We start from the raw sequence: 25,966 nt of genomic DNA on the forward strand, positions 1-25,966 counted from the left end.
TGACATAATTCAACATAGTACTAAATACACTATACCATATGGGCCAGAAAGATACAATGGATCAGGAAGAGATTTATTCGAAAGTCTTAAGAGCAGGAAGAAGAACCTACTTTTTTGATGTAAGAAGTACCAAGGCCGGAGACTACTACCTAACTATCACCGAAAGTAAAAAGTTTACCCACGATGATGGTTCTTTCCACTACAAAAAGCACAAAATTTATTTGTACAAAGAAGATTTTAGCGCTTTCCGTGAGATTATGGAAGAAATGATGGACTACATTATTGATGAAAAAGGAAGCGAAGTTATTTCCGAACGCCACCAAAAAGATTTTAAAAAGGAAGAAGACAGCTTTAGTGAGAATGGTTCCGCTAGCGGGAACAATTTTACCGATGTGAGCTTCGACGATATTTAAAAAATCCAATCCTTTAAAAGTTAAACGACCTGTATTTTTGCAGGTCGTTTTTTATTTTTACCATATGCTTTTAAATTTTTAAGAACCATGGCCCGAACACCTAGTAATATGCTGCCCTTGGGAACCAAAGCTCCACCGTTTGAACTTTTGGACACCGTTTCTGAGGCAAGAGTATCCCTAAACGATTTAAAGGGAGAAAAAGGCACTGTGATTATGTTTATCTGTAACCATTGTCCTTTTGTGATCCATGTAAATCCTCAAATCGTGGAATTGGCCAAAGAATACCAAGTCAGAGGAATCAAATTTATAGCCATATCCAGCAACGATGTGGAAAACTACCCTCAGGACGGACCTGATTTAATGAAGGAAAAGGCCAAAGAAGAAGGTTACACCTTCCCCTATTTGTATGATGAAACACAAACAGTCGCCAAAGAATATGACGCTGCCTGCACTCCCGACTTTTATCTTTTTGATGCAGGTCTAAAGTTGGTCTATCGAGGTCAATTGGACGATTCCAGACCTGGAAATGATGTACCATTGACAGGAACCGACCTTAAAAATGCCATGGAAGCCCTTCTCAATAGAAATGAGGTGGACCCAGAACAAAAACCGAGCTTAGGCTGTAATATTAAATGGATAATCCCCTGATTTAATGGACCCCATCATCCTTGACACTAAAATAACCTTGGTGCCGGTTACCCAACAGAACCTGGAAACTTATGTGACGGTAGGTGTAAAATCGTATTGTGAGCATTATCTGCACCTTTGGGAGAACGAGGACCCTACCCCATACATATCCCATGGTTTGACCAAAGAAGTGGTTGAGCGGGAACTTAAGGACGAAAACGCCCTTAATTTTTTAATAGACCTCAATCAGGTAACCGTTGGTATTCTAAAACTTGTAAAAAATTGTGGCATTGACGAAATAAGTGACTTGGCTGCCCTAAAAGCTGAGAAAATATACTTGCTCAAAGAACATGCTGGAAAAGGTATCGGCAAACAGGTACTACAAGTAATTGAAGACATGGCCAGGCAACTGAACAAAAAAACAGTTTGGTTGGATTCCATGCAAAAGGGAAATCCAATTCTTTTTTATCAAAAAAACGGTTACCAAATCAAAAGGGAGAGCGAAGTGGTACTGCCCCATGTAAAACCTTCCGAAAAAGCCATGTGGATATTGACCAAAAACCTTTAGATCACCACCCTTTGCGCTTCAACAAATTATGAATATGCGCATAATGGTGGTCACTGTGCCATGCGTAACGACCAATATTTTCTTTTAAGCTTGTTTTCTGGTTTCCATCAGGATGGATAAAACTACGTTCCAAATCTTCCGTAGAAAGTCCTTTGATCAAGTAGACCAATTTGGCATGAATGGCACTTAAATGGTCCAAAGACATTTGAATGTGTGCAGTCTTGGAGTCGAACAATTCCGCCCAAGACTTTTCATCATAGGCCTTTATTACAGGGGCATCTTCCGTTAATGCCCATTTAAACCGGATGTAACTATTATGGTGACTATCGGAAATATGGTGCACTAATTGTCGAACGGTCCAGCCGCCAGGACGATAAGGGGTTTCCAACTGTTCTTCAGACAACGGTGTCACCAGAGCAGTCAATCTTTGTGGCAATGTATCCAAAACACTGATCCATTTATCAATATCCGCCTCTACTATGTTACTGGGAGTCTCGAACCTGCCAATAGGGTACTGCAGTTGCTCCAAGGTTTCTTTTTCCATATACTAAAAGTAACAACTTTACATGAGAATGCAGCTGATAAGAATATGGTCTATTTTTAATAGTTTTTTAACTGATAATAAACGCATCAACAAAATAATCTAGTAATTTTGTAGAGTATTAATTTTCAAAACTATAAATCAAAATATATGGCAACTTTAAGATTGGGGGACACTGCACCGGATTTTACTGCAGTTACTTCTGAAGGAACTTTAAATTTTTATGAATACCTAGGAGACAGTTGGGGTATCTTATTTTCTCACCCTGCGGATTTTACTCCCGTTTGTACCACAGAATTGGGGACTGCCGCCAAGTTCAAGGATGAATTTGAAAAAAGAAATGTAAAGATGATCGCCTTGAGTGTTGATGGTGCCGCATCTCACTTGGAGTGGATCAAGGATATTAACGAAACACAACATACCGAAGTTAACTTTCCCATTATCGCAGATGTGGAACGTAAGGTATCCGACCTTTACGACATGATTCACCCAAATGCGGACAGCACCCTTACGGTTCGTTCGGTTTTTATTATTGATCCTGACAAAAAGATTAAACTTACTTTGACCTATCCTGCTTCCACCGGCCGTAATTTTTACGAGCTATTAAGAGTTATCGATTCTTTACAACTGACAGCCAACCATAAAGTGGCTACGCCTGCCAATTGGAAGAATGGAGAGAAAGTAGTTGTGAGCCCTTCCATACCTACGGAAGAGGCCAAGGGAATCTTCACAAAAGGTGTGGAAGAAATAAAACCATATCTACGTTTAACCCCTGATCCGACCTCTTAATAATTTATTTATGCAGAATTAACCCTGTTCCCAATAAATTAAACGTACCTTTGTGGTCAATTAATTTTTTTCAATTTATATTATGAGTAAAGGAACAGTAAAATTCTTCAATGATTCTAAAGGTTATGGATTCATTACTGAAGATGGTTCAAACACAGATCACTTCGTACACATTTCGGGTTTAATCGATGAAATTAGAGAAGGTGACGTTGTAGAATTCGAACTACAACAAGGTAAGAAAGGTTTAAACGCCGTTAACGTACAAGTTATAGATTAAGTAAACACCATACTTGTTTATACCATGGCCCGGACAAAATTGTCCGGGCCATTTTTTTTTGCTTTATCACGCAACCAATCCATTTTCTTTTATCTATTAAATAAACGCAGTTCCCCCTACAACCATTAAACCTATATAAATGAACACCTTTTTCGGAGTTTTATCGTTCCTTTTGATTGTGAACGCCCTTTTGCTGGTTTGGAGTGTGAACGGTTCCAAAAAATAAGCCCAGAATGGCCTCTACACAATAGGTAGGGTTTTTTAACGTTGAATTGTTACGTAATAAACACACACCATTATGTCCACTTTTTTCAGCGTTTTGATTTTGTTGCTTGCGCTTAACCTATGTTTGCTTTTCTTGAGCGTTAACAGATCCAAATAAAAAAGCTCCCATTTCTGGAAGCTTTTATCAAATATCGATCGTGAATTGACTATTTCACGTTCATTAATTCCACATCAAATACCAAAGTTGCATTTGGAGGTATTACGCCCCCTGCCCCAGTGCTTCCGTATGCCAAGTGCGAAGGAATCACAAATCGTGCCTTGTCCCCTACTTTTAAAAGAGCAATACCTTCGTCCCAACCTGGGATGACCTGTCCAACACCCAAAGCAAAATCGATAGGCTGTCTTCTCTTATAAGATGAATCGAAAACCTGTCCATTGGCCAAAGCTCCTTCATAATGCACAGATACTGTTTTACCTTTCTCTGCCTTGGCTCCACTACCGTTTTGAATTATTTTATATCTCAATCCGCTATCGGTTTTATCAAAACCTGCAGCCAATTTCTCCAATTCGGCCTCCGCTTGTGCTTTCTGCTCGGCAATACGCTTTTCCCTTGCGCCCTCAAAAGTTCTAAAGGCCTCGATAGCGTTCCATTTTTTGGCTTCCTCTCCAACACGTACAATTTCCAGACTTTCTATAGCGTCACCTTGAGCAATGGCATCAACAACATCCTGTCCTTCTTCAACTTTACCAAAAACAGTGTGTTTGTTATCCAACCAAGGAGTAGCAACATGTGTGATAAAAAACTGGCTCCCATTGGTTCCCGGTCCAGCGTTGGCCATGGACAATACTCCTGGCCCATCATGTTGTAGCTCTGGATGGAATTCATCATCAAATTTATAACCTGGGTCACCGGTACCCGTTCCTGTCGGGCATCCTCCCTGAATCATAAAATCTGCGATAACCCTATGGAATTTTAATCCATCATAATAAGGTTTACCCTGTGGTTTTACACTGTTTTCCATGTTACCTTCGGCCAGTGCAACAAAATTACCTACCGTTCCCGGTGTTTTATCATGGGTAAGCTTTACCAATATTTCGCCTTTGGAAGTATTGAACTTTGCGTAAATTCCGTCTTGCATTGTATGTTGATTAATAGATTATTAGAATACTAAATCCTTGGATTTTTCCAAGGTTGCAAAGATAGGGCTTTATACAAAATTACCTTGCCACTGTCTTAGCGTTTTTCACCTTTTATCCTTTATGTCTTGTAATTAGCATGATCGGCCTAGCTGTTCTGTTACTTGATCAAATAAAGGGTTTAAGATTAAAAAGTATCGCTGCATGAAAATAGGACTATGCATAATGTTTCCCGGTATTGTAACTTGTAACAGATTACATGGGTTTACGTCATATACAAGCCAACCTCTTATATTTTAATATGGAAGAAAAACCACTTACCGAATTAACCGATCAGGAATTACTTCTAAAAGCCAACAAGCATAAATCCTATAAAACATACGACGCCTTGGTTGTTGGATTATTGATAGGGATTGCAATTTATAGCACTGTTAAAAATGGATTTGACCTACTTACCTTTCTCCCGCTGATCTATATTCCAATAGCTGGCAAAAACAAAAAGACCAGGGAAAAGCTGGACCAACTCATAAAGGAAAGAAATCTATCCTCTCATATAAAGAATCAGGATTCAAAATCAACAAACGAATAGCAAATGACCGGACCGGATAAAGACCAAAAGTTCCCTTTGGCACATTACAACAGACTTTGTTTTCTTAAAAACATCATTACCAATCCAAATATCATTGTTGGCGACTACACCTATTATGATGATTTTGAAAACGTGGAAAACTTTGAAAAAAACGTCAAGTATCATTTTGACTTTATTGGCGACAAACTCATTATAGGTAAGTTTTGTATGATTGCTTCAGATGTTAAGTTTATTATGAACGGGGCCAATCATCTTACCGAAAGCCTATCCACCTATCCTTTCTCCATATTTGGCAACGGATGGGAAAAGGCCATGGAAGGAAAAACCTATCCGCAAAAAGGTGACATTAACATAGGAAATGATGTTTGGATAGGATACAACGCCACCATAATGGCCGGTGTTACTATTGGTGACGGTGCAATAATCGCCACAAACTCCACTGTGGTAAAAGATGTAGAACCCTATTCCATTGTAGGAGGTAACCCGGCCAAGGAAATCAAAAAGCGCTTTTCCGAGGAAACCATTGCAAAGCTTTTAGAGTTGGAATGGTGGAATTGGGATATTGAGAAAATAACGGCCAATGTTCAACATCTCACCGATAACAAAATCGAAGGACTCTTGTCTTAACATAAAGAACCTCAATGATTTTAAAAAATATTACTATTTTTAAGTGTCGTTAACCTTTAACCATTAACAATGAAAATCAAATACAGAAATAGATATTTGAACATCAATCTAGCTTTGGGCCTAATGTGGCTTGTTTGGTTTATGGTTACCTACTTTACATCGGAAGAAATCAATTGGTCCGATTATGGTTTAGGCCTATTTTCCCTCGTTTATTTCGGCTGGTATTTTTATCAGAGACACTATAAATACCTGACCATTACAGAGACAACAATTAAAGTGAACAGGCCATTTGGGAAAAAAATGAATCTCAGTGATATAGATAGGATTCGCAAGTTTGCAGGCGATTACATTTTGAAAACGGACAAAAATGAATTGGTTATAAATACCAAGATAGTTGATTCAGACTCTCTTACAGATTTGGATGCCGAGCTACAAAAATTGAATGTGACCTGGCATTGAAAATCAAAAACCCCAATATTCTAATCAGTGCGAGTCCACTTTTTTCTCATATCCTTCATACTACTTCAAACGGCAAATCTGCATCTTGAAAACAATTCTGGCACTACTTCGCTCTGTGAAAAACTTCAAGCAATGGCAATCTCCGACCAAAAGTATAGAGGTCCCAGTCAAAAACCTTTAGAAGTATATCCATCGGTTCTGGATTCTTTGATTAAGGCCAAAGGATACACCAAGCAAACTTTTGAACTTCTACCCGAACTAGAACAAGGCAAGCTGAAGCATTTGGCCTTTAAACTACTGTCCCGACACCTTACACCTAAAATGGCAGAGCATAAATCCTATGCCAAAAAACAGAAACGCATCGATGCCGCAAACACCAAGAAACTCATAGAAATTGTACTAGAGCATGGCTGGGTAACCAAAAATAGCCTGGATTGCAAGGGAAAGTTTACCACGGCTTTAATATTTCGACATGCCCCAGAAAAATATCGGACACAAGTACGGAATCTTATAGAGAGGGAGAAAGAAGCTCAAAGAATTTCAGCATATGAATATTATATCATCGACAATCACCTAAAAGGAAGACCACCCCTCACCAAAGGCCGTTCAGATTTTCCAAATCAATCTTGGTTCCTTAGTGATTCCAGGTAACTTTTTAGGGTTTTAATCAAATTACCAATCAAAATCAAAATGAAAATACATTATTACGCGTTGTTCTTTTGTCTTCTGATAGCTAGTTGTAAAGGAAAAAGCTCCGCAGAAATAGAAAAAGAAGAAAAAGTTGTTTTTGACCAAAGCTTGGCAGACGAACTAGAACGCATGGCCGAGGTTGACCAAATTGCAGCATATATTCCCCAAGGAAAATACACTGAAATGTCCCAAGAAGAGTGGAAATCATTCAAGGACAGCGTATTTACGACCCATCAAAAACGATTGACCCAAATCTTTGATAAGCATGGTTTTGTAGGGTTTGATCTTGCAGGAGAAAATGGTTCCAATAATTTCTGGCTAATGGTTCAGCACTCGGACCATGCACCAGATTTTCAGAAGAAAGTATTACAACAAATGAAAATTGCCGTAGACCATAATAATGCGTCACCGAGCAACTATGGACTGTTGGTAGATAGGGTCAACTTAAATACAGGACTACCTCAAGTATATGGAACCCAAGTAGATTACAGATTCGATGTTTGCCAAGCTTTCCCTAAAAATCTCAAGGACAGTGCAAACGTGAATCAAAGAAGAAGCGAAATTGGACTTCCTCCTTTGGAGGAATATTTAAATAGAATGTCTAAAATGCACTTTGAAATCAATAAAAAAATATTTTTGGACAAAGGAATCAAAGGCCCAAAATTATACGAGATTGATGATCAATAAGAATTGTGGTTTAATCCGTTAATTTTTTACTTAAATATTTTTAGTACAGTACTTTAAAAGTTAATTTAGTTGACCTAATACGTTTTTCATGACCATTCAAAAAAGACAGATTGTAATTCTATCCTCCGTTTTGGCTCTACTTGCCATACCCTTTATTGCCATGCAATTCTCATCCGAAGTACAATGGTCACTTTTCGACTTTATAGTGGCAGGGGGATTGTTAACGGTTTTGGGCTTTACCATAGACCTTGCCCTTAAAAAGATTACAGGCACCAAAAGAATCATGGCAGTTGCAACCATCGTCTTATTTTTTCTACTTATATGGGCCGAACTGGCAGTAGGTGTTTTTGGTTCTCCACTAGCAGGAAGCTAATGGAGTAAGACAAAGTGCAAAACATATTAGCTATCTAACATTCTAAAATTTTTGTTAAATAGTCGGCCGCTACTTAAAATAGGGCATTTCTGCATATTCCCGTTCCACAAAATTTGCTGATCTTTAGGACTTTTAACTGGCACGAATGGGCAAAAGGAAGAAGCAAGCCAAAGTATTACGCATTTTTAGAAAAGTACACCGAACTACAGGAGCATTATTATTTATATTTTTCTTTTTTATATCGGTTTCCGGACTTCTTTTAGGCTGGAAAAAGAATTCCAACGGATACATTATTCCCAAAACACAAAAAGGCACCACAACCGACCTTAAAAAGTGGTTGCCCGTGGATAGTCTGCATACTATCGCTTGCAACACCTTACACAATGACGTTTCAGCTGACCTATCGGCAGAAATAGACCGAATTGACATGAGAAAGGAAAAAGGCTCCGTTAAATTTGTCTTTGTTGATTCCTATTACGAAATCCAACTGGATGGAGCTACCGGAGAAGTACTTTCCATAGGAAAACGCAGGTCGGATTTTTTGGAAAATATTCACGATGGTTCTATAGTGGATGATTTTTTGGGAACCGATGGCTATGTTAAGCTAGTATATTCCAGTGTTATGGGGGTATCGCTATTGATCTTCACAATTACTGGGTTTTGGCTATGGTACGGTCCAAAAAGGATGAGAAAGGCCAGTAAAGAGTAGGTACAAAAAAAACCGCCCAACCCTATAGATTGGACGGCCTTTAAAATTTAATTTTTTATCCTTTGATTTTTTTGGATGGGATGGTTCCGTATTTATCGATTAAATACACCAAACTGGCCATGGTGGCAGCTCCCAATTCAAGTTCACGTTTATTCACATGCTCAAAAGTATCGTTCTCGGCATGGTGATGGTCAAAATACCGTTGTGTATCAGGACGCAATCCTGCCAATACCATTCCTTCTTCCTTTAACGGACCTATATCGGCACCGCTTCCACCCTTGTAAAACATGTGGATCAAATATGGTTCGAACAACTCACGCCAACCCTGAATTTGTGCTATATTTTCTTCGGAGGCGTCAATGGAAAAACCTCTAGGGGTAAATCCACCAGAATCACTCTCTAGGGCAAATACGTGCTGTTCCTTTTTATTTCGAGCTACCTCAGCGTACTTATTGCCTCCGCGCATTCCGTTTTCCTCGTTCATAAACAAGACTACACGCAAGGTTCTTTTCGGTTTATATCCGGTCTCTTTTAAAAGCCTCAATACATCCATACTTTGCACGCAGCCCGCACCATCATCGTGGGAACCATCGCCCAAATCCCATGAATCTAAATGTCCGCCTACGACCATAATTTCATTTGGAAATTCACTGCCCGTAATTTCTCCGATTACATTGTATGACTCTACATCTTCCAACTGTTTACAGTTCTGTTTAAAGTAGAACTTGGCATCTGGATTAAGCTTTAGCGTTGCACTTAACAATTCCGCACCATTGGTACTAATGGCAGCTGCAGGTATACGATTGCTTACCGGAGTGTCTCCATATCCCATAGACCCTGTATGTGGATAATCGTCCAACCTCAGGTTCATGGAACGCACGATTACCCCAAGAGCTCCGTACTTACCTGCTTCGGCAGCACCGGAATAGCGTTGGTCCACACAACCTGAATAAGCGGAAAATGTATTGATCAATGTAGGATCCATTGGACGATTATAGAAAACTATCTTTCCTTCAATATTTTCCCTGCCCAATTTTTCCAAATCTTCAATACCGCTGACTTCAACAACACTGGCCTTAAGGCCGCCCGAAGGAGTTGAAACGGAACCTCCAAGTGCACAAATGGGCACATTGGTGGTTAATCCCGGTTTGGTCTCAAAATAAGCAAATTCAGGTACGCCCCTCACCCATTTGGGCACCATTACAGGCTGTAACCATACTTTGTCCAACCCCAAGGAATCGAGTTGTGCTTTTGTATAGTCCACAGCTTGTTGAGCTTGGACGGAACCTGAAAGACGCCCTCCAATTTGATTGGAAAGATAATTTAGCCAATCATAGGCCTTGCCATTGGTCAGGGCTTTATCATAAATTGCTTTGATCTGTTTTTCGTCCTCGGTCTGAGAAAAAAATGGGGTGCTGACCAACAAAAAGGCCAAAATCAGGACTGTTCTCATGTGGTTTCTTTTTCCAGTTCTTGTTTAAAGGATTCTAAATTAGCTTTTATTTCATCGTCCAGCTCCGGTTCCTCTATATCTTTATACTTTTTTAACGCTTCCATCATTATAGATGCCACTATTACCCTTGCAGCTTTTTTATTGTCCGCGGGAATAACAAACCAAGGTGCATGCTCCTTGGATGTTTTGTTGAGTGCCTCTTCATAACAAGCTTCATATTGATCCCACAATTTTCGCTCCTCCAAATCTCCGGGTGAGAATTTCCAGTTCTTTTGTTTTAAGTGTATTCTTCTCAACAAACGGTTTCGCTGCTCTTCTTTGGACAGATGAAGGAAGAACTTAAAAATAATGGTTCCATTTTGGGCTACATGCTCCTCAAATTCATTGATTTGCTGATATCTCTTTTTCCAAAAATCCTCCGTTATGTCATCAACAGAATTCACATTGGGCAGGTTTTCTGCCATAATATATTCCGGATGTACTTTGGTGACCAAAACATTTTCATAGTGGGTACGGTTGAAAACTGAAAATTTCCCTCTCTCGGGCAATGCGATATAGTGACGCCATAAATAGTCGTGCTTTTTTTCCAATGTAGATGGCACCTTAAAACTATGCACAACCACTCCCCTCACATTAAAATCCTTGAAAACTTCACGGATTAAACTATCCTTGCCCGCAGTATCCATACCCTGAAGACAAACGAGTACTCCATACTTTCCGTGCGCATACAAGGTATCCTGGAATTCGCCCAAATTCTTGCGTACACGTTTCAATTCTTTTTTAAGTTCTTTCTGGGTTGCCCCAAAATCCTCATAGGTAGCCTTGTCCGATAGTTTTACCGAATTGTTGACCTTATAGCTTTCCGTATTGATTTCTTTCATGGGAATGAATATAATTCTTTTTGAACACTACTTCAACACCGATTTAAAATGTGCAGTTCGTCGATGATTTTACCGCTTATGGTGTAAGATTGTTCTTTAATCGATCTATTTGTCCCCAACAACCTTGATAGTGTAATTTTATGAAAATCAGTTACGCAAAGTCCCAAATCTAAAAGCGTTATGAAAAACAGAAAGGTTATCCTACTGATAGTCTTAGCTATAGGCTTTGTAAGCCATTGGCTAATGTCTTTTTCCACTCTCCCTGCAAATGCTTGCCAATATGCTAGCACCAATCTGGAATATATTAAAAGTAAAATCCAACAGGCTGTTACCGCCAAGGATTTGAACATGGCCAAATACCATGCATACAAGGCTTTGAACGGTATTGAAAAAACAAAAGGCAACTTTTTGGATTGTGGCTGTGAGGGAGCCATTGAGAGTTTGGAGACCACACTCGACCATTTAAAAACGGCAACAAGAGCCGATGGATTGCGACAGTCTAAAACCGCCTTGCACAAAGCTCTGGAAAACACCATTATAGGCATGAACGTGCTTGAAGAATTTGAGCATCAAACCTCTAGTAGTTACGGCAGTAACGTACTGGTTATGAACACCAAAGATGTTTTGGACTTTCAGAGCGGCACGTTATTGACGCAAGGAGCAGCGGTAAAAAAACAAGTGCACCAATGTTTATTGAGCTTTGAATCTTCTTTGGACAAAGTGGTCTCGGATGTGGATTGCAAAGATGCCAATAGGTTTATCAGCAATATTTATGAGGAAGCACGTTTGACCTTACTGAACAGCAATCTATCCCAACATAAAAAAGAATACCACCAAAGGGTTAAAACCTTGGCAGAAGAGGCTCTGGAAAAACTAGGGGATTGTAATTGATTATTTGCTGGCGAACAGTTTCACATCTTCTTCGGAAACTTCCTTTCCGCCTAAGATAATCAATCGCTCCACCACATTTCGAAGCTCTCGGACATTTCCTGTCCAGTCATAACTTTTTAAAAGTTCAATTGCCTTTTTCGAGAAACTCTTTTGTGCAATTCCCTGTTCGGCAGCTATTTTTTTCGCGAAATGCTCTATCAACATTGGAATGTCATCCCTTCTATCGTTAAGAGCTGGTACTTTGATCAATATTACGGCCAAACGATGGTACAAATCCTCCCTGAATTTGCCATCTTCGATTTCCTTTTTTAAATCCTTATTGGTTGCAGCAAGCACCCGTACATCTACTTTTATATCCTTATCGGAACCTACCCGGCTAATTTTATTCTCCTGTAAGGCCCTCAGTACTTTGGCTTGGGCAGAAAGGCTCATATCGCCTATTTCATCCAAAAAGATGGTACCCTTATTGGCAGCTTCGAACTTTCCAGCACGATCCTTTACCGCAGAGGTAAATGCACCTTTGACGTGGCCGAACAATTCGCTCTCGATCAATTCGGATGGAATTGCGGCACAATTGACTTCTATAAAAGGTGAGGATGATCGAGGACTTTTTTCGTGTACCCAATGTGCCACCAATTCCTTTCCTGTTCCATTGGACCCAGTAATCAGCACTCTGGCATCGGTAGGGGCTACTTTCTCTATCATCTCCTTAATGGCACCAATTTCCTTGCTCTCCCCGATCATTTCATAGTTCTTGGAAATCTTTTTCTTTAGCACCTTATTTTCTACCGCTAATTCCTTTCTATCCAAGGCATTACGAACAGTGGTCAACAATCTATTTAGATCTGGTGGTTTGGAAATATAATCGTAAGCTCCCAATCTCATGGTATTGACAGCCGTATCCAAATCTCCATGACCGGAAATCATGATGAACGGGATCTCAGGTTTAATCTTCTTGGCGGCCTCCAAGACTTCCACACCATCCATTTTTGGCATTTTTATATCACAAAGCACGAGGTCGAAATCTTCTTTTTTGATAATGTCTATGCCGGCAAGGCCGTCTTCGGCCTCAACAACGTTATAACTGTCGTTTTCTTCTGCCAGTATTTTTACCAGTACTCTCCTAATTGCGGATTCGTCCTCAATTACCAAAATCTTTGCCATATGCTTTTATTTAAAATATTCCAATCTTGATGCCTGTCCTAATATAAAAATTTGCTTCGTTATTGAACAAATAGACTTCACCTCTATCACTATTCCTTAATTTACCTTCCTGAACCAAAGTGCTTCCAGCGATGGCAAAGAAGGCAATATTATTGGTCACGTTATATTGATAACCCAATGTTCCTACCAGTGAATTGAGGGAAATTCGAGAGGCAACCATACCATTGTCCAAAACAACATCGTTTTGCAGGTTCATAAAATAACCATCCAAGAACAATGCCAACTCCAAACTGTGCTTATTCCCCATGTGGTATTTTAAATTGGATTTGGGCACTCCGATCACAAAAGACCAGTTTGGATCAAACCTTCTGTAATAGTGTATCAACGGAAGTGGCACCGGAATACCTGTGGTACTATTATAGGTAAGCCCCAATACAATTCTGTATGGCTTGTCCGCCTTGGGTTTTTCCTTCCAAAAAGCCGCTGAGGCATTCATGAAAAAATCATCCCCAATAACTCCGTCCAATAAGTTGGACGCCACTCTTGGAGTTAATATGGTGACAAAGTTCCAGTTTTCGTTCCACTTGGTAAGAAACCCAAGGTTAAAATCAAAAATATGGAAACGGATCATCTCCTTTTTATCGTAAGGAAGGTCGGCAGAGTAGCCCATATCAAAACGGTTGTACTCCAATCCGGTTATTAGATAATCCTTCTTTTCGTTCAGCTTTATGGGCACATTGATCAATGCTTTGTATCGCTGGGTCTTTATCCCGGTATCGTTCTCGGGAACATTAAGATACTCCAGCCTAAAAACATCCGTGCTTTGAGCAAATAAACTATAACTGCATAGTATTACAACGAAAGTAAACCACTTTCTTATTGCAATATGATTAACCGAGGTTTTTATGACTTTTTATTGTTTTGGCTGAATAATGTGTATGTCGCGTTGTGGAAACGGAATACTAACGTTGTTTTCCTTGAATTTGGTATTTATTTTATACCTCATTTCACTTTTGATCCTAGGGTCCCTAAAAGTGTCGTTCGTAAAAAAGTAAACAGAAAAAACTAAAGCGGAATCCCCAAAATCTTCAAAAAGGACAAATGGTTTTGGATTTTTAAGCACTTGTTTTTGCGTTGCTGCTACCTCTTCGAGAATTTTGGTCACTAAATCCACATCGCTACCATAAGCCACACCAACGGTTACTTTTTCACGTGTAGTCCTATGATTTTGAGTATAATTATAAACGATATCACTGATAAACTTGTGATTGGGCAAAATCAAAACCTTATCGTCCCGAGTAATGGCCCTTGTGGTCCTAAGTTTGATTTCGAAAACCTTACCGACCTTACCGTCTACTTCCACTACATCTCCGACTTGCAGGGATTTGTCTATTATAATGAATATTCCTCCCAAAATGTCTTTGAACAGCTCCTGCAAGGCAAGACCCAAACCTACAAATAATGCTGCAGAGGCCGTGATCACGAGCGTTATATCAACTCCGGCCGCACTAAGTGTAACCAGTACAGCTATTAAATAGACCACATAATTGAGAAACTTGAAGACACTGGTAAATTTTTGTTTGTCTTCCTGCTGCATTTTACGGGTAATAATGTGCCGTATCCATTTTAAAATAAACTTTGTCGCCACCAAAGCCACCGTTAACAACAACAATAGCCCTATGGTCAAATGGATGGACTTTTCACCTTCCCCTATATGGAATCCAATATCCAAAAAATCCTTGATGGACCCCCAAACATCTTCTTTTATAATTTCCTTTAATTCTTCTGCACCTTCTTGCATACTATTTTAATATCTCAACCATTTTATCAATTCCTTGTACGTCGGCTTTTTTCCGTACATCAAAATACCTGTCCTATATATTTTTGCCGCCAGTGATACTATACCAAAAAAGGTAATGATCAAAAGGAAAACAGACAACAAAAATTGCCATAAGGGCACTCCTCCTTCGCCAATGCCACCGGGCAAACGCATCAACATAACAATGGGCGATGTCAATGGAAACAATGAAAACCCAACGGCAATGGGTCCATGCGGGTTACTAAAAACGGAAAAGAACCCAACATAGATTGCCAACATTAAAGGTAATATAATAGGAAATATAAATTGCTGTGTATCCGTCTCATTGTCCACAGCAGCGCCAATGGCTGCATATATTGAACTGTAGATCAAATAACCCAATACAAAATATATAAAGAACGATACGATGAGCAGTCCCCAAGGAATATCGTAGACCTCCTTGGCATACATCATCATTTTACCGTCCATGGCCCCAAATTGAGACACCCCTGTCATTGGGCCAGCTTGTACTTGTCCATCCGCCGATAAAGCGGAAAGGTCAATGCCAAAAATCATGACCGCAACCAACAAAAGTGCAGATGCGGAAACTATCCAAATGGAAAATTGTGTTATTCCGGCCAATGAATTACCAATTATTTTTCCAAGCATCAGTTGGAATGGCTTAACCGAGGATATGATCACTTCTATGATCCTACTTGTTTTTTCCTCAATAACGCTGCGCATCACAAAACCTCCATATATAATAATGAACATCATGATCGCGTATCCAAACCCACCACCAATAATTGCCTTGATCTCATTGATGCCTTTCATGCTCTTTTCACCACTAAAGGTGGACAAGTTGATTTCAAAAGGTTCTTCTACACTGGAAAATTGGTCAGAGGTAACCCCTAACTTCTGTAAACGGTCTTGCCTAAGTTGCTTTTGAAAAACACCCTCCAACTCTTGGGTAACCGCGGTATTGGGATTTTCTTTGGTAAAAAGATAACTTTCGTTCGCTACTTTTTCCACCGTTTCCCCGTTTGGAATGTACAGTAACCCATAATATTCCAATGCGGTAGTGGAGTCCTTTGCCTGTTCCAAGGTCAAATCCTCAAAATGTACATAGGATATATTTTTGGACGGTTTCAGTGTTTGATAAAAGAAAGCACTATCATCCAGAACGGTAATTACTCTGGCCTCATTATCATTGACCTTCGCCAAATAGGCTATCAAAACCGTCATCCCCACCAGTAACAAAGGACTTAATATGGTCATTACAATAAAGGAACGGTTCCTCACCTTTGCCAAATACTCCCTTTTTATGATCAACCCGAGTTTACTTGCCATTGTCCTTTTTGTTTACGGTTTGAATAAAAATATCGTTCGCAGATGGTATGGTTTCCTCGAATCTGTTAATATTGGCTCCTTTGGATAGTTCCATTAAAATATCACCGGTTTTATGGGTTGGTAGTTGCACCCTGAAATTCAACTGGTTGTCCTCTGCATCTATTTCAGAAGAAAGGATATTAAATTTATCCTTCAATGCATTCATCAATGCTTCCGCATCCCTATCAACATGAAGGCCAACATTAAAAATGTTGTTCTTGTATGCTTTTTTGATGTCCGACAATTTGCCATCCAAAATCTTTTCCGATTTATGGATCAGCGCAATATATTCACACAGTTCTTCAACGGACTCCATACGGTGCGTGGAAAAAATTATAGAGGTCCCATTTTCCTTTAATTGAAGAATTTCATCTTTGATGATATTGGCATTTATAGGGTCAAAACCACTAAAAGGCTCATCGAATATCAGCAATTTAGGTTCGTGCAGTACGGTAACAATAAACTGTACCTTTTGAGCCATTCCTTTGGAGAGTTCCTGGATTTTTTTATCCCACCAATCACCAATGTCCAAACGGTCGAACCAATATTTTAGCCTTGTCTTGGCCTCACTCTTGGACAACCCCTTCAACTGCGCCAAATAAAGGGCCTGCTCCCCTACCTTCATACTTTTGTATAGGCCCCGTTCCTCTGGTAAATAACCTATAGAAGCTATATGCTTTGGAGCCAAGGGCTCCCCATTCAAGAAAATCTCACCTGAATCTTGATGGGTAATTTGATTGATGATTCTAATAAAGGATGTTTTGCCTGCCCCGTTCGGGCCCAAAAGTCCGTAAATGCAATTCTTGGGGATTTGCAGTGAAATGTTGCTCAGCGCTGTGTAGTCACCATAAGTTTTGGTCACATTTTTGGCAACAAGGATATGATCCATGTAAACTGTTTTTTCAAAGATATGTATTTGCTGGATACCGGATTTCCCTTAAAAACAAAAACCCACCCTTAACAAAATCAAGGATGGGAAAAAAATTGCTATGAAAAAGAAAATTAGATATCGGTCACCCAACATCAGTTCCAAATATACGTTTTTTATTTTAACAGCAGGTTTAATTTTCTAGGAGAACATATCTTTTACCTTTTCAAAAAAGGATTTATCCGACTTTTCCGGCCTTGGAACAAAGTTGTCATCTTCTTGCATTCGTTCAAAAAACTCCCGTTGTTCCTTATTTATGTTCTTTGGGGTCCAAACATTCACATGGACCAATAAATCTCCTGCTCCATAACCATTTAGGCTATTGATTCCTTTGCCACGCAATCTTAGGATTTTTCCGGATTGAAGTCCAGGTTCCAGCTTTATGCGGACTTTACCTCCAATGGCATCTATTTCCTTGGAACTGCCCAATACTGCTTCGGGCATGCTTATGTAAAGATCATAATGAAGGTTATCCCCCTCTCTTTTTAAGGTTTCGTGCTCAACGGTCTCGATAGCTACCAACAAATCACCGGAAATTCCGTTTCCTGGAGCTTCGTTACCTTTTCCTGCGACCTTCAACTGCATACCATCTTCAACTCCGGCAGGAATTTTAATGGAAACTGTTTCTTCTTCCACTTTTAATCCCTGTGCATCGGCTCCAGCTGGTTTTTTATCTATGGATTGTCCGGCTCCACCACATGTGGTACATGTTGTTGCCGTCTGCATCCTTCCCAAAATGGTATTGGTGATCTTGGTAATTTGACCTGTACCGTTACAAGTTGGACATGTTTTATAGGTAACGCCATCGGCCTGAAGTTTTCGTCTTACCTTAACTTTCTTTTCGACCCCATTGGCCACTTCTTCCAAAGTTAATTTGACACGGATACGTAGATTACTGCCTTTGACTCTTCGTTGTCCTCCACCAAAGCCGCCAAAACCACTAAATCCACCTCCACCAAAGGCTCCTCCGAAAATATCACCAAATTGACTGAAGATATCGTCCATATTCATACCTCCGCCGCCAAAACCTCCGCTTCCATCGAAGGCTGCATGGCCAAACTGGTCATATTTTGCCTTTTTGTCCGGATTTCCCAAAACCTCATATGCCTCTGCAGATTTTTTAAACATTTCCTCTGCTTTGGCATCACCAGGGTTTTTGTCCGGGTGGAATTCAATGGCCTTTTTTCTATAGGCCTTTTTTATTTCTGCTGCAGAAGCCCCTTTGGAGACTCCCAATATTTCGTAATAATCCTCCTTCATACAAATTTAGTTTCCAACAACAACTTTTGGATGTCTTATGATGCGGTCACCAAGCTTAAAGCCTTTTTCCACCACATCGATGATTTTACCTTTCATTTTTTCGTCAGGTGCCGGAATTTGGGTAATAGCATCGTGCACTTCTGCATCGAACACATCACCAGGTCCAACTTCCACTTGCTCCAAACCTTTGTTCTTTAAGGTCTCCCTGAATTTGTTACTGATCAGTTCAACTCCTTTGAACATTTCTTTATCCTCTGATTTGGAAAGTTCTTTCAAAGCCCTATCAAAATCATCCATTATGGGAAGTAATGCCACCATGACTTCCTGACCTGCAGTTTTGAACAAATCCATCCGTTCTTTTGAGGTTCTTCGCTTATAATTTTCAAATTCGGCGAAAAGTCTTAAAAATTTCTCCTTTTCCTTTGCCAAATCTTCACGAAGCTGGTCCTCTTCCGACATTTCGTCCTCATTTGCTTCAGAGTTGTTGTCCTCTATATTTTCATCGTTCAGCTCAGTACTCTCTTCGGTCTGCCCTTTTGTAGGCTCATCTTCCATTTCCTCAACCTTACTTTTATTGCTCATGATCTTATGTTTTATTCCGGTTTGAAGTGGCAAAAGTACTGCCAATTGTATAAAAATGTCAAAATGTCACCGCAAAACATAAAAAAATCCGCCTAGGCGGACTCTATATATCTAAAAAGTCATGGAAGACTCTATAAATTCTAATCTCTTAAGCCTCAACGGATGCAGGTACATTCTCCTCTTGGGAACTATACAATGCCTTTAAGGCTTGGCAAATGTTCACATACTGGAAACTGAACCCTTCTTCCTCAATTTTTTTGCTGCTCACCCGCTGGCTTCCCAACAATAATGTGGAAATTTTACCTAAAACCAACTTAAGTACAGAGGCTGGGATATTGGGCAACCAAAGTGGTCTGTCCAACATTCTAGCAAGCTCTTTTGTCATTTTTGTGTTGGTTACAGGGTTTGGGGCAACACCATTGTATACACCACTGAGATTGTTTTCAACAACAAAAGCAAACATTTGCGCCAAATCCTCAATATGTATCCATGATTGCCATTGCTCTCCACTACCTAGGGTTGCGCCAATAAAATTTTTAACGGGCATTGCCATTTTTGGGAGTGCTCCTCCATCTTTTGAAAGCACTAATCCTATCCTGATTTTTGCCACATCCAAGCCCAACTTTTCAAAGGTATCTGCTTCGGATTCCCATTTTTGGACAACCTCTCCCAAAAAACCGTCATCGACTTGGTTGTCACTTTCTTCGTAGTATTCAGAAAATGAATCTGGATAGATGCCTATTGCGGAGGCAGAAACCAAACATTCGACTTCGGAATTCTTGGATTGCTCCAAACCTTCTCGCAACGTTCTTAAACTGTTGATACGGCTGGATAGTACTTTTTTTCGATGCTCGGGGGTCCAACGCTGGGCGATACTGGTTCCGGCCAAATTGATGATGGCCTGAACATTTTTAAAACATTCCAAATCTATTTCCCCTTTTGACGGATTCCAGTAATATCCCTGAAAACCATCTTCGGAAGTGATTTTTTCTTTGCTTGTAGTTAAGTAATTGACAGGAATGTCTTTTTGTTGCAACACTTTTGTAATGGCTTGACCAACTAATCCCGTCGCTCCCGTTATCAACACCTTCATACTATCATTTTGTACAAATTTATAGGTTTAATCGACTGTATTTGAGACGTTAATTTAGGTTTAACATAATTGTTTAAACTTTAAAACATTTTATGACCCTAAAAACATTGCCTTTTAACAGATTATTGGCAATTATACGGTTTTTATGGCACGGAGCATTTCCCGCTTCCCAGGCGGGCCAGGTAATCGTTCAACAACAAAACCCACTGCCTGCATGGCTCTTCGCACACTGCCCTTTGCTGCATAAGTTACCAAAACCCCATTGTTTTTAAGGGCTTGGTACATTTTTAAGAATATATCTTCTGTCCAAAGGTCGGGTTGGACCCTTGCTCCAAATGCATCAAAATAAATGAGGTTGAAAAAATTCTGATCTTGGATGGACTTGAAGTCCTTTTTTTGTTTTTGAAGCGAAAAATGGGGCGCAATAATTGCATTTTCCTCCCATTTGGAACGGTGCATTTGCTTAAACGCATTTTCGACATTTTCGAACCCCAATTGCTGGCAATAATCCAATTGCTCGACTTCTTCCAGCAAAACAGGATACGCCTCAACCCCGACATAATTAATCGTGAGTTGCTGTTTTTGGGCTTCCGCTAAAGTGATGAGCGCATTGAGACCAGTGCCAAAACCAATTTCCAAAATATTGACTTGTTGGTTGTGAAATAACCGCAATCCATGCTCTATAAAAACGTGGTAAGCTTCTTGGACAGCACCATGTTTGGAGTGGTACTGTTCGTCCCAATCCTCTATTTGGATGGTTTTGGAACCATCTCCCGTTGTTATTATTTTTCGCTTCAAGGTTGATTGGCGATCAACACCCCATCAGCCTCAAAACGCAACGTCTTTTTAGGAGTCGTTATCAGAGCTATTTCATCTTCGGATGCACCTTCGTCCTCTGCATAATGCCTTTGCTCCTCTACGGACATTTCCTCAAAAAAGGCAGCACCGTTCATTACTACTTTCTTACCTGCGGCATCCTTGGGAACAAAGAATCCGTAATCCTTAAAGCGCACAAACACTTCATCTTCGGAATCCAATTGGACCTTCATCCAACAGCCTTTGGATTGACAAACTTCTTTGATCTCTCCAACAATTTGGGTTTGTATGGAATCTGTGGTCTTAATTTGATCAAAAGGAGCCGATGTTTTGGATGCTTTTCCCGAAACTTCGAACTCTTCACCAAAATAATCGCCTTGAAAAGTTTCCTGTTTGCAAGAAACAAATAGCAGACCCAGTAAAAAAACAGCAGTAAAAGTGTTAAAAATCCTCATTTTTGATAACATTTAAATAATTGTAGATTAAGTATAACATTTAGATTTGTGAATCATCCAAAACTAACAATAAATAGCTAATTTTAACACTGTAAATGTAAGTGATATGGAAACTATAGCTAACAAAATATCTGTAGAAAAAGCTAAATCCTCTAAAATCCATGATGTGGATTTTGACAATCTTTCCTTTGGAAGTGTTTATTCGGACCATATGTTGGTCTGTGATTATAAGGATGGAAAATGGAACACACCCAAAGTGGTTCCCTACCAACCAATTACCTTGGACCCTTCCGCCAAGATCTTCCATTATGGACAATCAATTTTTGAAGGAATGAAAGCCTACAAGGATGAAAATGGCAAAATATGGTTGTTTCGCCCTTTGGAAAACTATAAGCGCTTGAACAAATCAGCCAAAAGGTTGGCAATCCCAGAAATACCTGAATCATATTTTATGGACGGCCTAAACACATTGATCGATTTGGAAAGCGACTGGATACCTCAAAATCCAGGAAGCTCGCTTTATATCAGGCCTTTTGTTTTTGCGTCAGGTAATGGATTCCATGCTTCCCCTGCGGATGAATATAAATTTATAATCGCCTGTGCACCTTCTGGATCTTACTTTTCCGGAAAAGTAAAAGTGTTAATTGAGGAAACTTATTCCAGAGCCGCAAATGGTGGTGTTGGTTATGCAAAAGCCGGAGGAAATTATGCCGGACAATTCTACCCAACTCAGTTAGCTGCCGATAAAGGTTACCAACAAGTAATCTGGACCGATGACAATACCCACGAATTTATCGAAGAGGCTGGAGCAATGAACGTTTTTGTCCGTATCAACGACACCTTGATGACAGCCCCTACGAGCGATCGTATATTGGATGGTATTACCCGAAAAAGTATTTTGGACATTGCCAAAGACGAAGGTATACAAACAGAGGTTCGAAAAATTTCGGTTCATGAATTGGTGGAAGCGGCAGAGAACGGTTCTTTAAAAGAAATGTTCGGTGCTGGAACAGCTGCAGTAATTTCTCCAATTGCAGGATTCGGTTACCACGGTAAGGACTACGAACTACCAGAAATGGAGGAAAGTTATGCCAGTTTGCTCAAGAAAAAAATAACGGATATTCAATACAACCGAGCAGAGGACAAGTTTGGTTGGCGACATGAAGTTGTCTAACACATAAAAAGGCGTCAAATGGCGCCTTTTTTATTTATCGATAATGGTTTGAATATCGGGTTTAAAGTAATTCGGCCCCTTTAAAACTTTTCCGTCTTCACGGTATATCGGTTTGCCATCCGCACCCAACTTACTCATATTGCTTCGTTGGATTTCTTCAAAAACTTCCTCTATCTTATACTGCATACCATGCTCAAGAATGGTTCCGCACAGTATATATAACATATCCCCCAAAGCATCCGCAACTTCGACCAAGTCATTATTGTTCGCAGCTTCTAAATATTCACGGTTTTCTTCATCCATTAGGTTAAACCTGAGGGTGTTTTTATCCTTTCCCAAATCTGCCTTCGGTTCTTGCGATACTCCCAACCCAAAAGAATTGTGAAAGAGTTCCACTGCCTTAATTTTACGTTCCATTACACTTATTTGATTTAGCTTTGCATAAAAATATAAAATATGTTCAGCACGGGACAGATAATTTTTGCAGCTCTCTTCTTTATCACTTTTGTGGTAATCATCTCTTTATCATACAAAAAGGACAAAAAGTTGCATAAAAAAAATTATAAAGGAGTTATTTGGATACTCGTTTCGTTCATAACTTTTATAATTATTCTCTTCCTTATTAAATACTTCCTTAAAAATTAACTTATAAATTATAGTTACCACAAAAATCCTCATTTTCACAACAATAGTAGCTGCCAGATTTCGTTCTTATAGGAAAAGCCGTACTTTTGTTTAACATTAATTTAGCACCTAACCGAGATGACTATATTTTTGAGTATTCTTTTTGGATTGCTTGCAGTTAATGCCATCCTATTGATTTTCAGCGTCAATGGAGCTAAGGAAAAATTTATTAAACCCATTCAACGGATTTCCGAGACCTCAACCACCAAACTTTTCCCCCGTGAGGTAGTAGAAACCGAATATAAGGAAGCGGTTTAGTTTGTACCTTTAGGGCATGAAACAGGCCTTACTTGTTTTTTTAGGAGGGGGATTTGGGAGCGTACTTCGCTATCTGATCGCCAAACCACTTAACCCCCTTTTCCAAAACTTTTTTCTGGGCACTTTTTTGGTCAATATAATTGGCTGCTTGCTTATTGGATTATTTTTGGGTCTATCTGCAAAAGGCAATATCCTCACCTATAACAATACGCTTTTTTTAGCTACCGGATTTTGTGGGGGCTTTACAACGTTCTCCGCTTTTGCATTCGAAAAACATTCTTTTTTAAAAAATGGCGACCTTCTAAATTTTGCCATTTACATGACCACAAGTATCGTTTTGGGCGTACTAGCTGTGGTTTTTGGTCTATGGTTGGCCAAACAATTCCAATAGTTACAAATTGCATTTTTATAGTTAATATTTGTTAAAAACTGAACATTTATTCTGTTTTTACCCCTTCATGTTGAGATATTTTAACTTCCAAGTACTATATGTTAAAATAAAATCAACAAATGAATAACAAATCTTAATATAAAATTAAAGACCCCTAAAATTTTGGGGGTATTTTTTTTATACCCGTAAAAATTAGCCATCAACCCTCTCATTTTGAATAGTCTCGATTATTATCCTATATATTTGACTCATCAATTAACTACTTAATTATGAAAAAAGTCGAGGCAATTATTAGAAAATCCAAATTTGATGAGGTGAAGAAAGCCCTGCATCAAATTGAGGTAAACTTCTTTAGTTACTGGGATGTAACTGGAGTTGGAAATGAAAAACAAGGACATGTCTATCGTGGCATATCGTACAGTACTAGCGATATCCAGCGAAGGTATTTGGTTATCGTGGTTAGCGATGACTTTCTGGAAAAAACCGTGAACGTTTTATTGGAAACTGCCGGTACAGGTAATGTAGGTGATGGAAAAATTTTCGTCTCCGATGTTATCGAGGCCTACAGAATCAGAACCAAGGAAAGCGGAAGCGCCGGAATCAACTAACATTAAATAGCCAAAAAACTTAAAAACTTAGATTATGATTGTACAAGAACAAGAAGCGATAGATAAAGCCGTAGAAGCCATAACCGGCGATATGGGTGCCTTGTGGATCACCCTTGCGGCAATTTTAGTGTTTTTTATGCAAGCAGGTTTCACCTTGTTGGAAATTGGTTTTACCCGCAGTAAGAACACTGGTAACATTATTATGAAAAACGTAATGGACTTGGCCGTTGGTTCGGTCATGTTCTGGGCAGTAGGTTACGCCATAATGTATGGTAGCGACCTAGTTGGGGGTGGATTCTTTAGATCTAGTCCCGCTGACCAAGGATATTTCTTTTTTAGTGCTGATGATTGGTACAACCTGTTTTTCCAAACAGTATTCTGTGCCACAGCAGCCACCATTGTATCCGGAGCAATTGCAGGAAGAACAAAGTTTTCCACTTACCTGATTTTTTCCGCGATCTTAACCACCATTATATACCCGATTTCAGGAAGCTGGTATTGGCCATTCGACGATGATGCTTGGTTGAATACCGCTGGTTTTGTTGACTTTGCAGGATCTTCCGTAGTGCATGCCGTTGGTGGTGCCGCAGCTTTGGTCGCTGCCATATTGGTAGGACCAAGAATCGGTAAATATGTAGATGGAAAAGCACAAGCGATTCCAGGCCACAATATGGCTTTTGGTGCGCTAGGTGTATTCATCCTTTGGTTGGGATGGTTCGGGTTTAACGGTGGATCCCAATTGGCTTGGGGTGGCGACGATACCATTGGAGCCACGAGTGTTATCATTAACACCAACCTTGCAGCTGCCATTGGAGCTATTGCCGCACTATTCTTTACATGGGCCAGATACGGCAAAGCCGATATTTCCATGACCTTGAACGGTGCCTTGGCCGGTTTGGTGGGTATTACCGCCGGATGTGGTGCTGTTAGCGCATGGGGAGCTCTTGCCATTGGTCTTATCTGTGGTATTGTGGTAGTAGTATCCATTGAACTTATCGATAAAAAACTTAAGATTGACGACCCAGTAGGAGCCATTTCCGTTCACGGTGTATGTGGATTCCTAGGAACCGTTCTAATCGGCCTATTTGCACTTGATGGCGGATTATTATACGGTGGAAGTGGAAAACTTCTTTGGGTACAGACCTACGGATCATTGGCTTACATTGTATGGGCAGCCGTTGCATCCTTTATAGTTCTTTTCATCTTGAAGAAAACTATCGGACTTCGAGTTTCTGAAAAAGAAGAAGTTGAAGGTTTGGATTTGCACGAACATGGTGTAGAAGCTTATCCAGAACACATTTCTCAAGACAAATAGTCTTCTTCAAACTCGCAAAAAAGGATTGATAAAATAAAAACGGAGCGTTCTGCCAAACGCTCCGTTAAATAACCTTTTCAATCAAACTCACAATTATTATACAACTAACTGTCCT

34 protein-coding genes are annotated in these 25,966 nt (G+C 39.7%); 19 read left to right on the forward strand and 15 right to left on the reverse strand.

Annotated elements, in window-relative coordinates; all coding sequences use genetic code 11:
* Positions 1–38 precede the first annotated feature (38 nt).
* The 3 genes from PY091_RS04400 (at position 39) to PY091_RS04410 (ending at position 1,608) form a co-directional block, all read left to right on the forward strand.
* Complete coding sequence (locus PY091_RS04400) at positions 39–413, forward strand: PUR family DNA/RNA-binding protein (protein WP_275648489.1); 375 nt, start codon at positions 39–41, stop codon at positions 411–413.
* An 87-nt stretch (positions 414–500) separates the two neighbouring features.
* A complete protein-coding gene (locus PY091_RS04405; RefSeq protein ID WP_275648490.1) occupies positions 501–1,061 on the forward strand; it encodes a thioredoxin family protein in 561 nt (186 codons plus the stop codon).
* A gap of 4 nt (positions 1,062–1,065) precedes the next feature.
* Complete coding sequence (locus PY091_RS04410) at positions 1,066–1,608, forward strand: GNAT family N-acetyltransferase (RefSeq protein ID WP_275648491.1); 543 nt, start codon at positions 1,066–1,068, stop codon at positions 1,606–1,608.
* 1 nt (position 1,609) lies between these two features.
* On the opposite strand, the gene PY091_RS04415 is transcribed toward PY091_RS04410, so the two are convergent.
* Positions 1,610–2,152, reverse strand: a complete 543-nt coding sequence (locus PY091_RS04415; protein ID WP_275648492.1) for a YfiT family bacillithiol transferase — start codon at positions 2,150–2,152, stop codon at positions 1,610–1,612.
* A 147-nt stretch (positions 2,153–2,299) separates the two neighbouring features.
* On the opposite strand from PY091_RS04415, the gene PY091_RS04420 reads away from it, so the two are divergent.
* A complete protein-coding gene (locus tag PY091_RS04420; RefSeq protein ID WP_275648493.1) occupies positions 2,300–2,938 on the forward strand; it encodes a peroxiredoxin in 639 nt (212 codons plus the stop codon).
* 82 nt (positions 2,939–3,020) lie between these two features.
* The gene (locus PY091_RS04425) at positions 3,021–3,215 is read left to right on the forward strand and encodes a cold-shock protein (protein WP_275648494.1); all 195 of its coding nucleotides are present in this window, start codon (positions 3,021–3,023) and stop codon (positions 3,213–3,215) included.
* A 431-nt stretch (positions 3,216–3,646) separates the two neighbouring features.
* Here the strand turns inward: PY091_RS04425 and PY091_RS04430 are convergent, their stop codons facing one another.
* A complete protein-coding gene (locus PY091_RS04430; protein ID WP_275648495.1) occupies positions 3,647–4,579 on the reverse strand; it encodes a peptidylprolyl isomerase in 933 nt (310 codons plus the stop codon).
* A 299-nt stretch (positions 4,580–4,878) separates the two neighbouring features.
* Here PY091_RS04430 and PY091_RS04435 point away from each other — a divergent pair, with 299 nt between their 5' ends.
* The 7 genes from PY091_RS04435 (at position 4,879) to PY091_RS04465 (ending at position 8,711) form a co-directional block, all read left to right on the forward strand.
* Entirely contained in the window at positions 4,879–5,166 is a 288-nt protein-coding gene (locus PY091_RS04435) for a Rossmann-fold NAD(P)-binding domain-containing protein (RefSeq protein WP_275648496.1), read from the forward strand.
* A 3-nt stretch (positions 5,167–5,169) separates the two neighbouring features.
* A complete protein-coding gene (locus PY091_RS04440; protein ID WP_275648497.1) occupies positions 5,170–5,793 on the forward strand; it encodes a CatB-related O-acetyltransferase in 624 nt (207 codons plus the stop codon).
* A 69-nt stretch (positions 5,794–5,862) separates the two neighbouring features.
* The gene (locus PY091_RS04445) at positions 5,863–6,252 is read left to right on the forward strand and encodes a hypothetical protein (RefSeq protein ID WP_275648498.1); all 390 of its coding nucleotides are present in this window, start codon (positions 5,863–5,865) and stop codon (positions 6,250–6,252) included.
* A gap of 132 nt (positions 6,253–6,384) precedes the next feature.
* Positions 6,385–6,903, forward strand: a complete 519-nt coding sequence (locus PY091_RS04450; protein ID WP_275648499.1) for a hypothetical protein — start codon at positions 6,385–6,387, stop codon at positions 6,901–6,903.
* Positions 6,904–6,942: 39 nt separating this feature from the next.
* Positions 6,943–7,629: a DUF6624 domain-containing protein gene (locus tag PY091_RS04455; protein ID WP_275648500.1), complete on the forward strand. Its 687-nt coding sequence runs from the start codon at positions 6,943–6,945 to the stop codon at positions 7,627–7,629.
* Positions 7,630–7,717: 88 nt separating this feature from the next.
* Positions 7,718–8,002, forward strand: coding sequence for a hypothetical protein (locus PY091_RS04460; RefSeq protein ID WP_275648501.1), 285 nt, complete (start codon positions 7,718–7,720; stop codon positions 8,000–8,002).
* 145 nt (positions 8,003–8,147) lie between these two features.
* Positions 8,148–8,711: a PepSY domain-containing protein gene (locus tag PY091_RS04465; RefSeq protein WP_417956624.1), complete on the forward strand. Its 564-nt coding sequence runs from the start codon at positions 8,148–8,150 to the stop codon at positions 8,709–8,711.
* A gap of 55 nt (positions 8,712–8,766) precedes the next feature.
* On the opposite strand, the gene PY091_RS04470 is transcribed toward PY091_RS04465, so the two are convergent.
* Both PY091_RS04470 and PY091_RS04475 read right to left on the reverse strand, forming a co-directional pair.
* Positions 8,767–10,164: a M20/M25/M40 family metallo-hydrolase gene (locus tag PY091_RS04470; RefSeq protein WP_275648502.1), complete on the reverse strand. Its 1,398-nt coding sequence runs from the start codon at positions 10,162–10,164 to the stop codon at positions 8,767–8,769.
* Positions 10,161–11,045, reverse strand: coding sequence for a PPK2 family polyphosphate kinase (locus PY091_RS04475; RefSeq protein ID WP_275648503.1), 885 nt, complete (start codon positions 11,043–11,045; stop codon positions 10,161–10,163). Before PY091_RS04475 ends, PY091_RS04470 begins: the two co-directional genes overlap by 4 nt.
* A gap of 180 nt (positions 11,046–11,225) precedes the next feature.
* Between PY091_RS04475 and PY091_RS04480 the strand changes: the two genes are divergently transcribed.
* Positions 11,226–11,936: a hypothetical protein gene (locus tag PY091_RS04480; RefSeq protein WP_275648504.1), complete on the forward strand. Its 711-nt coding sequence runs from the start codon at positions 11,226–11,228 to the stop codon at positions 11,934–11,936.
* On the opposite strand, the gene PY091_RS04485 is transcribed toward PY091_RS04480, so the two are convergent.
* The 10 genes from PY091_RS04485 to PY091_RS04530 form a co-directional block, all read right to left on the reverse strand.
* The gene (locus tag PY091_RS04485; RefSeq protein WP_275648505.1) at positions 11,937–13,100 is read right to left on the reverse strand and encodes a sigma-54-dependent transcriptional regulator; all 1,164 of its coding nucleotides are present in this window, start codon (positions 13,098–13,100) and stop codon (positions 11,937–11,939) included.
* A gap of 10 nt (positions 13,101–13,110) precedes the next feature.
* Positions 13,111–14,007 carry a DUF6268 family outer membrane beta-barrel protein gene (locus PY091_RS04490; RefSeq protein ID WP_275648771.1) on the reverse strand — a complete coding sequence of 299 codons (897 nt, stop codon included), beginning with the start codon at positions 14,005–14,007 and terminating at the stop codon, positions 13,111–13,113.
* A 6-nt stretch (positions 14,008–14,013) separates the two neighbouring features.
* Positions 14,014–14,901 (reverse strand): mechanosensitive ion channel family protein, encoded by an 888-nt coding sequence (locus tag PY091_RS04495; RefSeq protein ID WP_275648506.1) that lies wholly within the window; start codon positions 14,899–14,901, stop codon positions 14,014–14,016.
* Between the two features lie 6 nt (positions 14,902–14,907).
* The gene (locus PY091_RS04500) at positions 14,908–16,248 is read right to left on the reverse strand and encodes an ABC transporter permease (RefSeq protein WP_275648507.1); all 1,341 of its coding nucleotides are present in this window, start codon (positions 16,246–16,248) and stop codon (positions 14,908–14,910) included.
* Positions 16,238–17,176: an ABC transporter ATP-binding protein gene (locus tag PY091_RS04505; RefSeq protein WP_275648508.1), complete on the reverse strand. Its 939-nt coding sequence runs from the start codon at positions 17,174–17,176 to the stop codon at positions 16,238–16,240. Before PY091_RS04505 ends, PY091_RS04500 begins: the two co-directional genes overlap by 11 nt.
* A 180-nt stretch (positions 17,177–17,356) precedes the next feature.
* Complete coding sequence (gene dnaJ, locus PY091_RS04510) at positions 17,357–18,475, reverse strand: molecular chaperone DnaJ (protein WP_275648509.1); 1,119 nt, start codon at positions 18,473–18,475, stop codon at positions 17,357–17,359.
* A gap of 6 nt (positions 18,476–18,481) precedes the next feature.
* Positions 18,482–19,057, reverse strand: a complete 576-nt coding sequence (locus PY091_RS04515; protein WP_275648510.1) for a nucleotide exchange factor GrpE — start codon at positions 19,055–19,057, stop codon at positions 18,482–18,484.
* A 148-nt stretch (positions 19,058–19,205) separates the two neighbouring features.
* Entirely contained in the window at positions 19,206–20,150 is a 945-nt protein-coding gene (locus PY091_RS04520; protein ID WP_275648511.1) for a TIGR01777 family oxidoreductase, read from the reverse strand.
* Between the two features lie 132 nt (positions 20,151–20,282).
* Positions 20,283–20,948 carry a tRNA (5-methylaminomethyl-2-thiouridine)(34)-methyltransferase MnmC2 gene (gene mnmC2, locus PY091_RS04525; protein WP_275648512.1) on the reverse strand — a complete coding sequence of 222 codons (666 nt, stop codon included), beginning with the start codon at positions 20,946–20,948 and terminating at the stop codon, positions 20,283–20,285.
* Complete coding sequence (locus PY091_RS04530) at positions 20,945–21,421, reverse strand: DUF4920 domain-containing protein (protein WP_275648513.1); 477 nt, start codon at positions 21,419–21,421, stop codon at positions 20,945–20,947. The genes mnmC2 and PY091_RS04530 overlap by 4 nt, the downstream gene beginning before the upstream one ends.
* A 106-nt stretch (positions 21,422–21,527) precedes the next feature.
* Between PY091_RS04530 and PY091_RS04535 the strand changes: the two genes are divergently transcribed.
* Positions 21,528–22,595 (forward strand): branched-chain amino acid aminotransferase, encoded by a 1,068-nt coding sequence (locus PY091_RS04535; protein WP_275648514.1) that lies wholly within the window; start codon positions 21,528–21,530, stop codon positions 22,593–22,595.
* A gap of 30 nt (positions 22,596–22,625) precedes the next feature.
* Here the strand turns inward: PY091_RS04535 and PY091_RS04540 are convergent, their stop codons facing one another.
* The gene (locus tag PY091_RS04540; protein WP_275648515.1) at positions 22,626–23,012 is read right to left on the reverse strand and encodes a nucleoside triphosphate pyrophosphohydrolase family protein; all 387 of its coding nucleotides are present in this window, start codon (positions 23,010–23,012) and stop codon (positions 22,626–22,628) included.
* A 39-nt stretch (positions 23,013–23,051) separates the two neighbouring features.
* Between PY091_RS04540 and PY091_RS04545 the strand changes: the two genes are divergently transcribed.
* From PY091_RS04545 to PY091_RS04565, 5 genes are all read left to right on the forward strand, one after another.
* Entirely contained in the window at positions 23,052–23,240 is a 189-nt protein-coding gene (locus PY091_RS04545; protein ID WP_275648516.1) for a hypothetical protein, read from the forward strand.
* A 117-nt stretch (positions 23,241–23,357) separates the two neighbouring features.
* Positions 23,358–23,537, forward strand: a complete 180-nt coding sequence (locus PY091_RS04550; RefSeq protein ID WP_275648517.1) for a hypothetical protein — start codon at positions 23,358–23,360, stop codon at positions 23,535–23,537.
* Positions 23,538–23,553: 16 nt separating this feature from the next.
* Positions 23,554–23,928 carry a fluoride efflux transporter CrcB gene (gene crcB / locus PY091_RS04555; RefSeq protein ID WP_275648518.1) on the forward strand — a complete coding sequence of 125 codons (375 nt, stop codon included), beginning with the start codon at positions 23,554–23,556 and terminating at the stop codon, positions 23,926–23,928.
* A 269-nt stretch (positions 23,929–24,197) separates the two neighbouring features.
* Positions 24,198–24,536, forward strand: a complete 339-nt coding sequence (locus PY091_RS04560; RefSeq protein ID WP_275648519.1) for a P-II family nitrogen regulator — start codon at positions 24,198–24,200, stop codon at positions 24,534–24,536.
* Positions 24,537–24,570: 34 nt separating this feature from the next.
* Complete coding sequence (locus PY091_RS04565) at positions 24,571–25,851, forward strand: ammonium transporter (protein ID WP_275648520.1); 1,281 nt, start codon at positions 24,571–24,573, stop codon at positions 25,849–25,851.
* Positions 25,852–25,966: the final 115 nt, after the last annotated feature.

This window comes from Flagellimonas okinawensis, assembly GCF_029194005.1.
Lineage (GTDB): Bacteria > Bacteroidota > Bacteroidia > Flavobacteriales > Flavobacteriaceae > Flagellimonas > Flagellimonas okinawensis.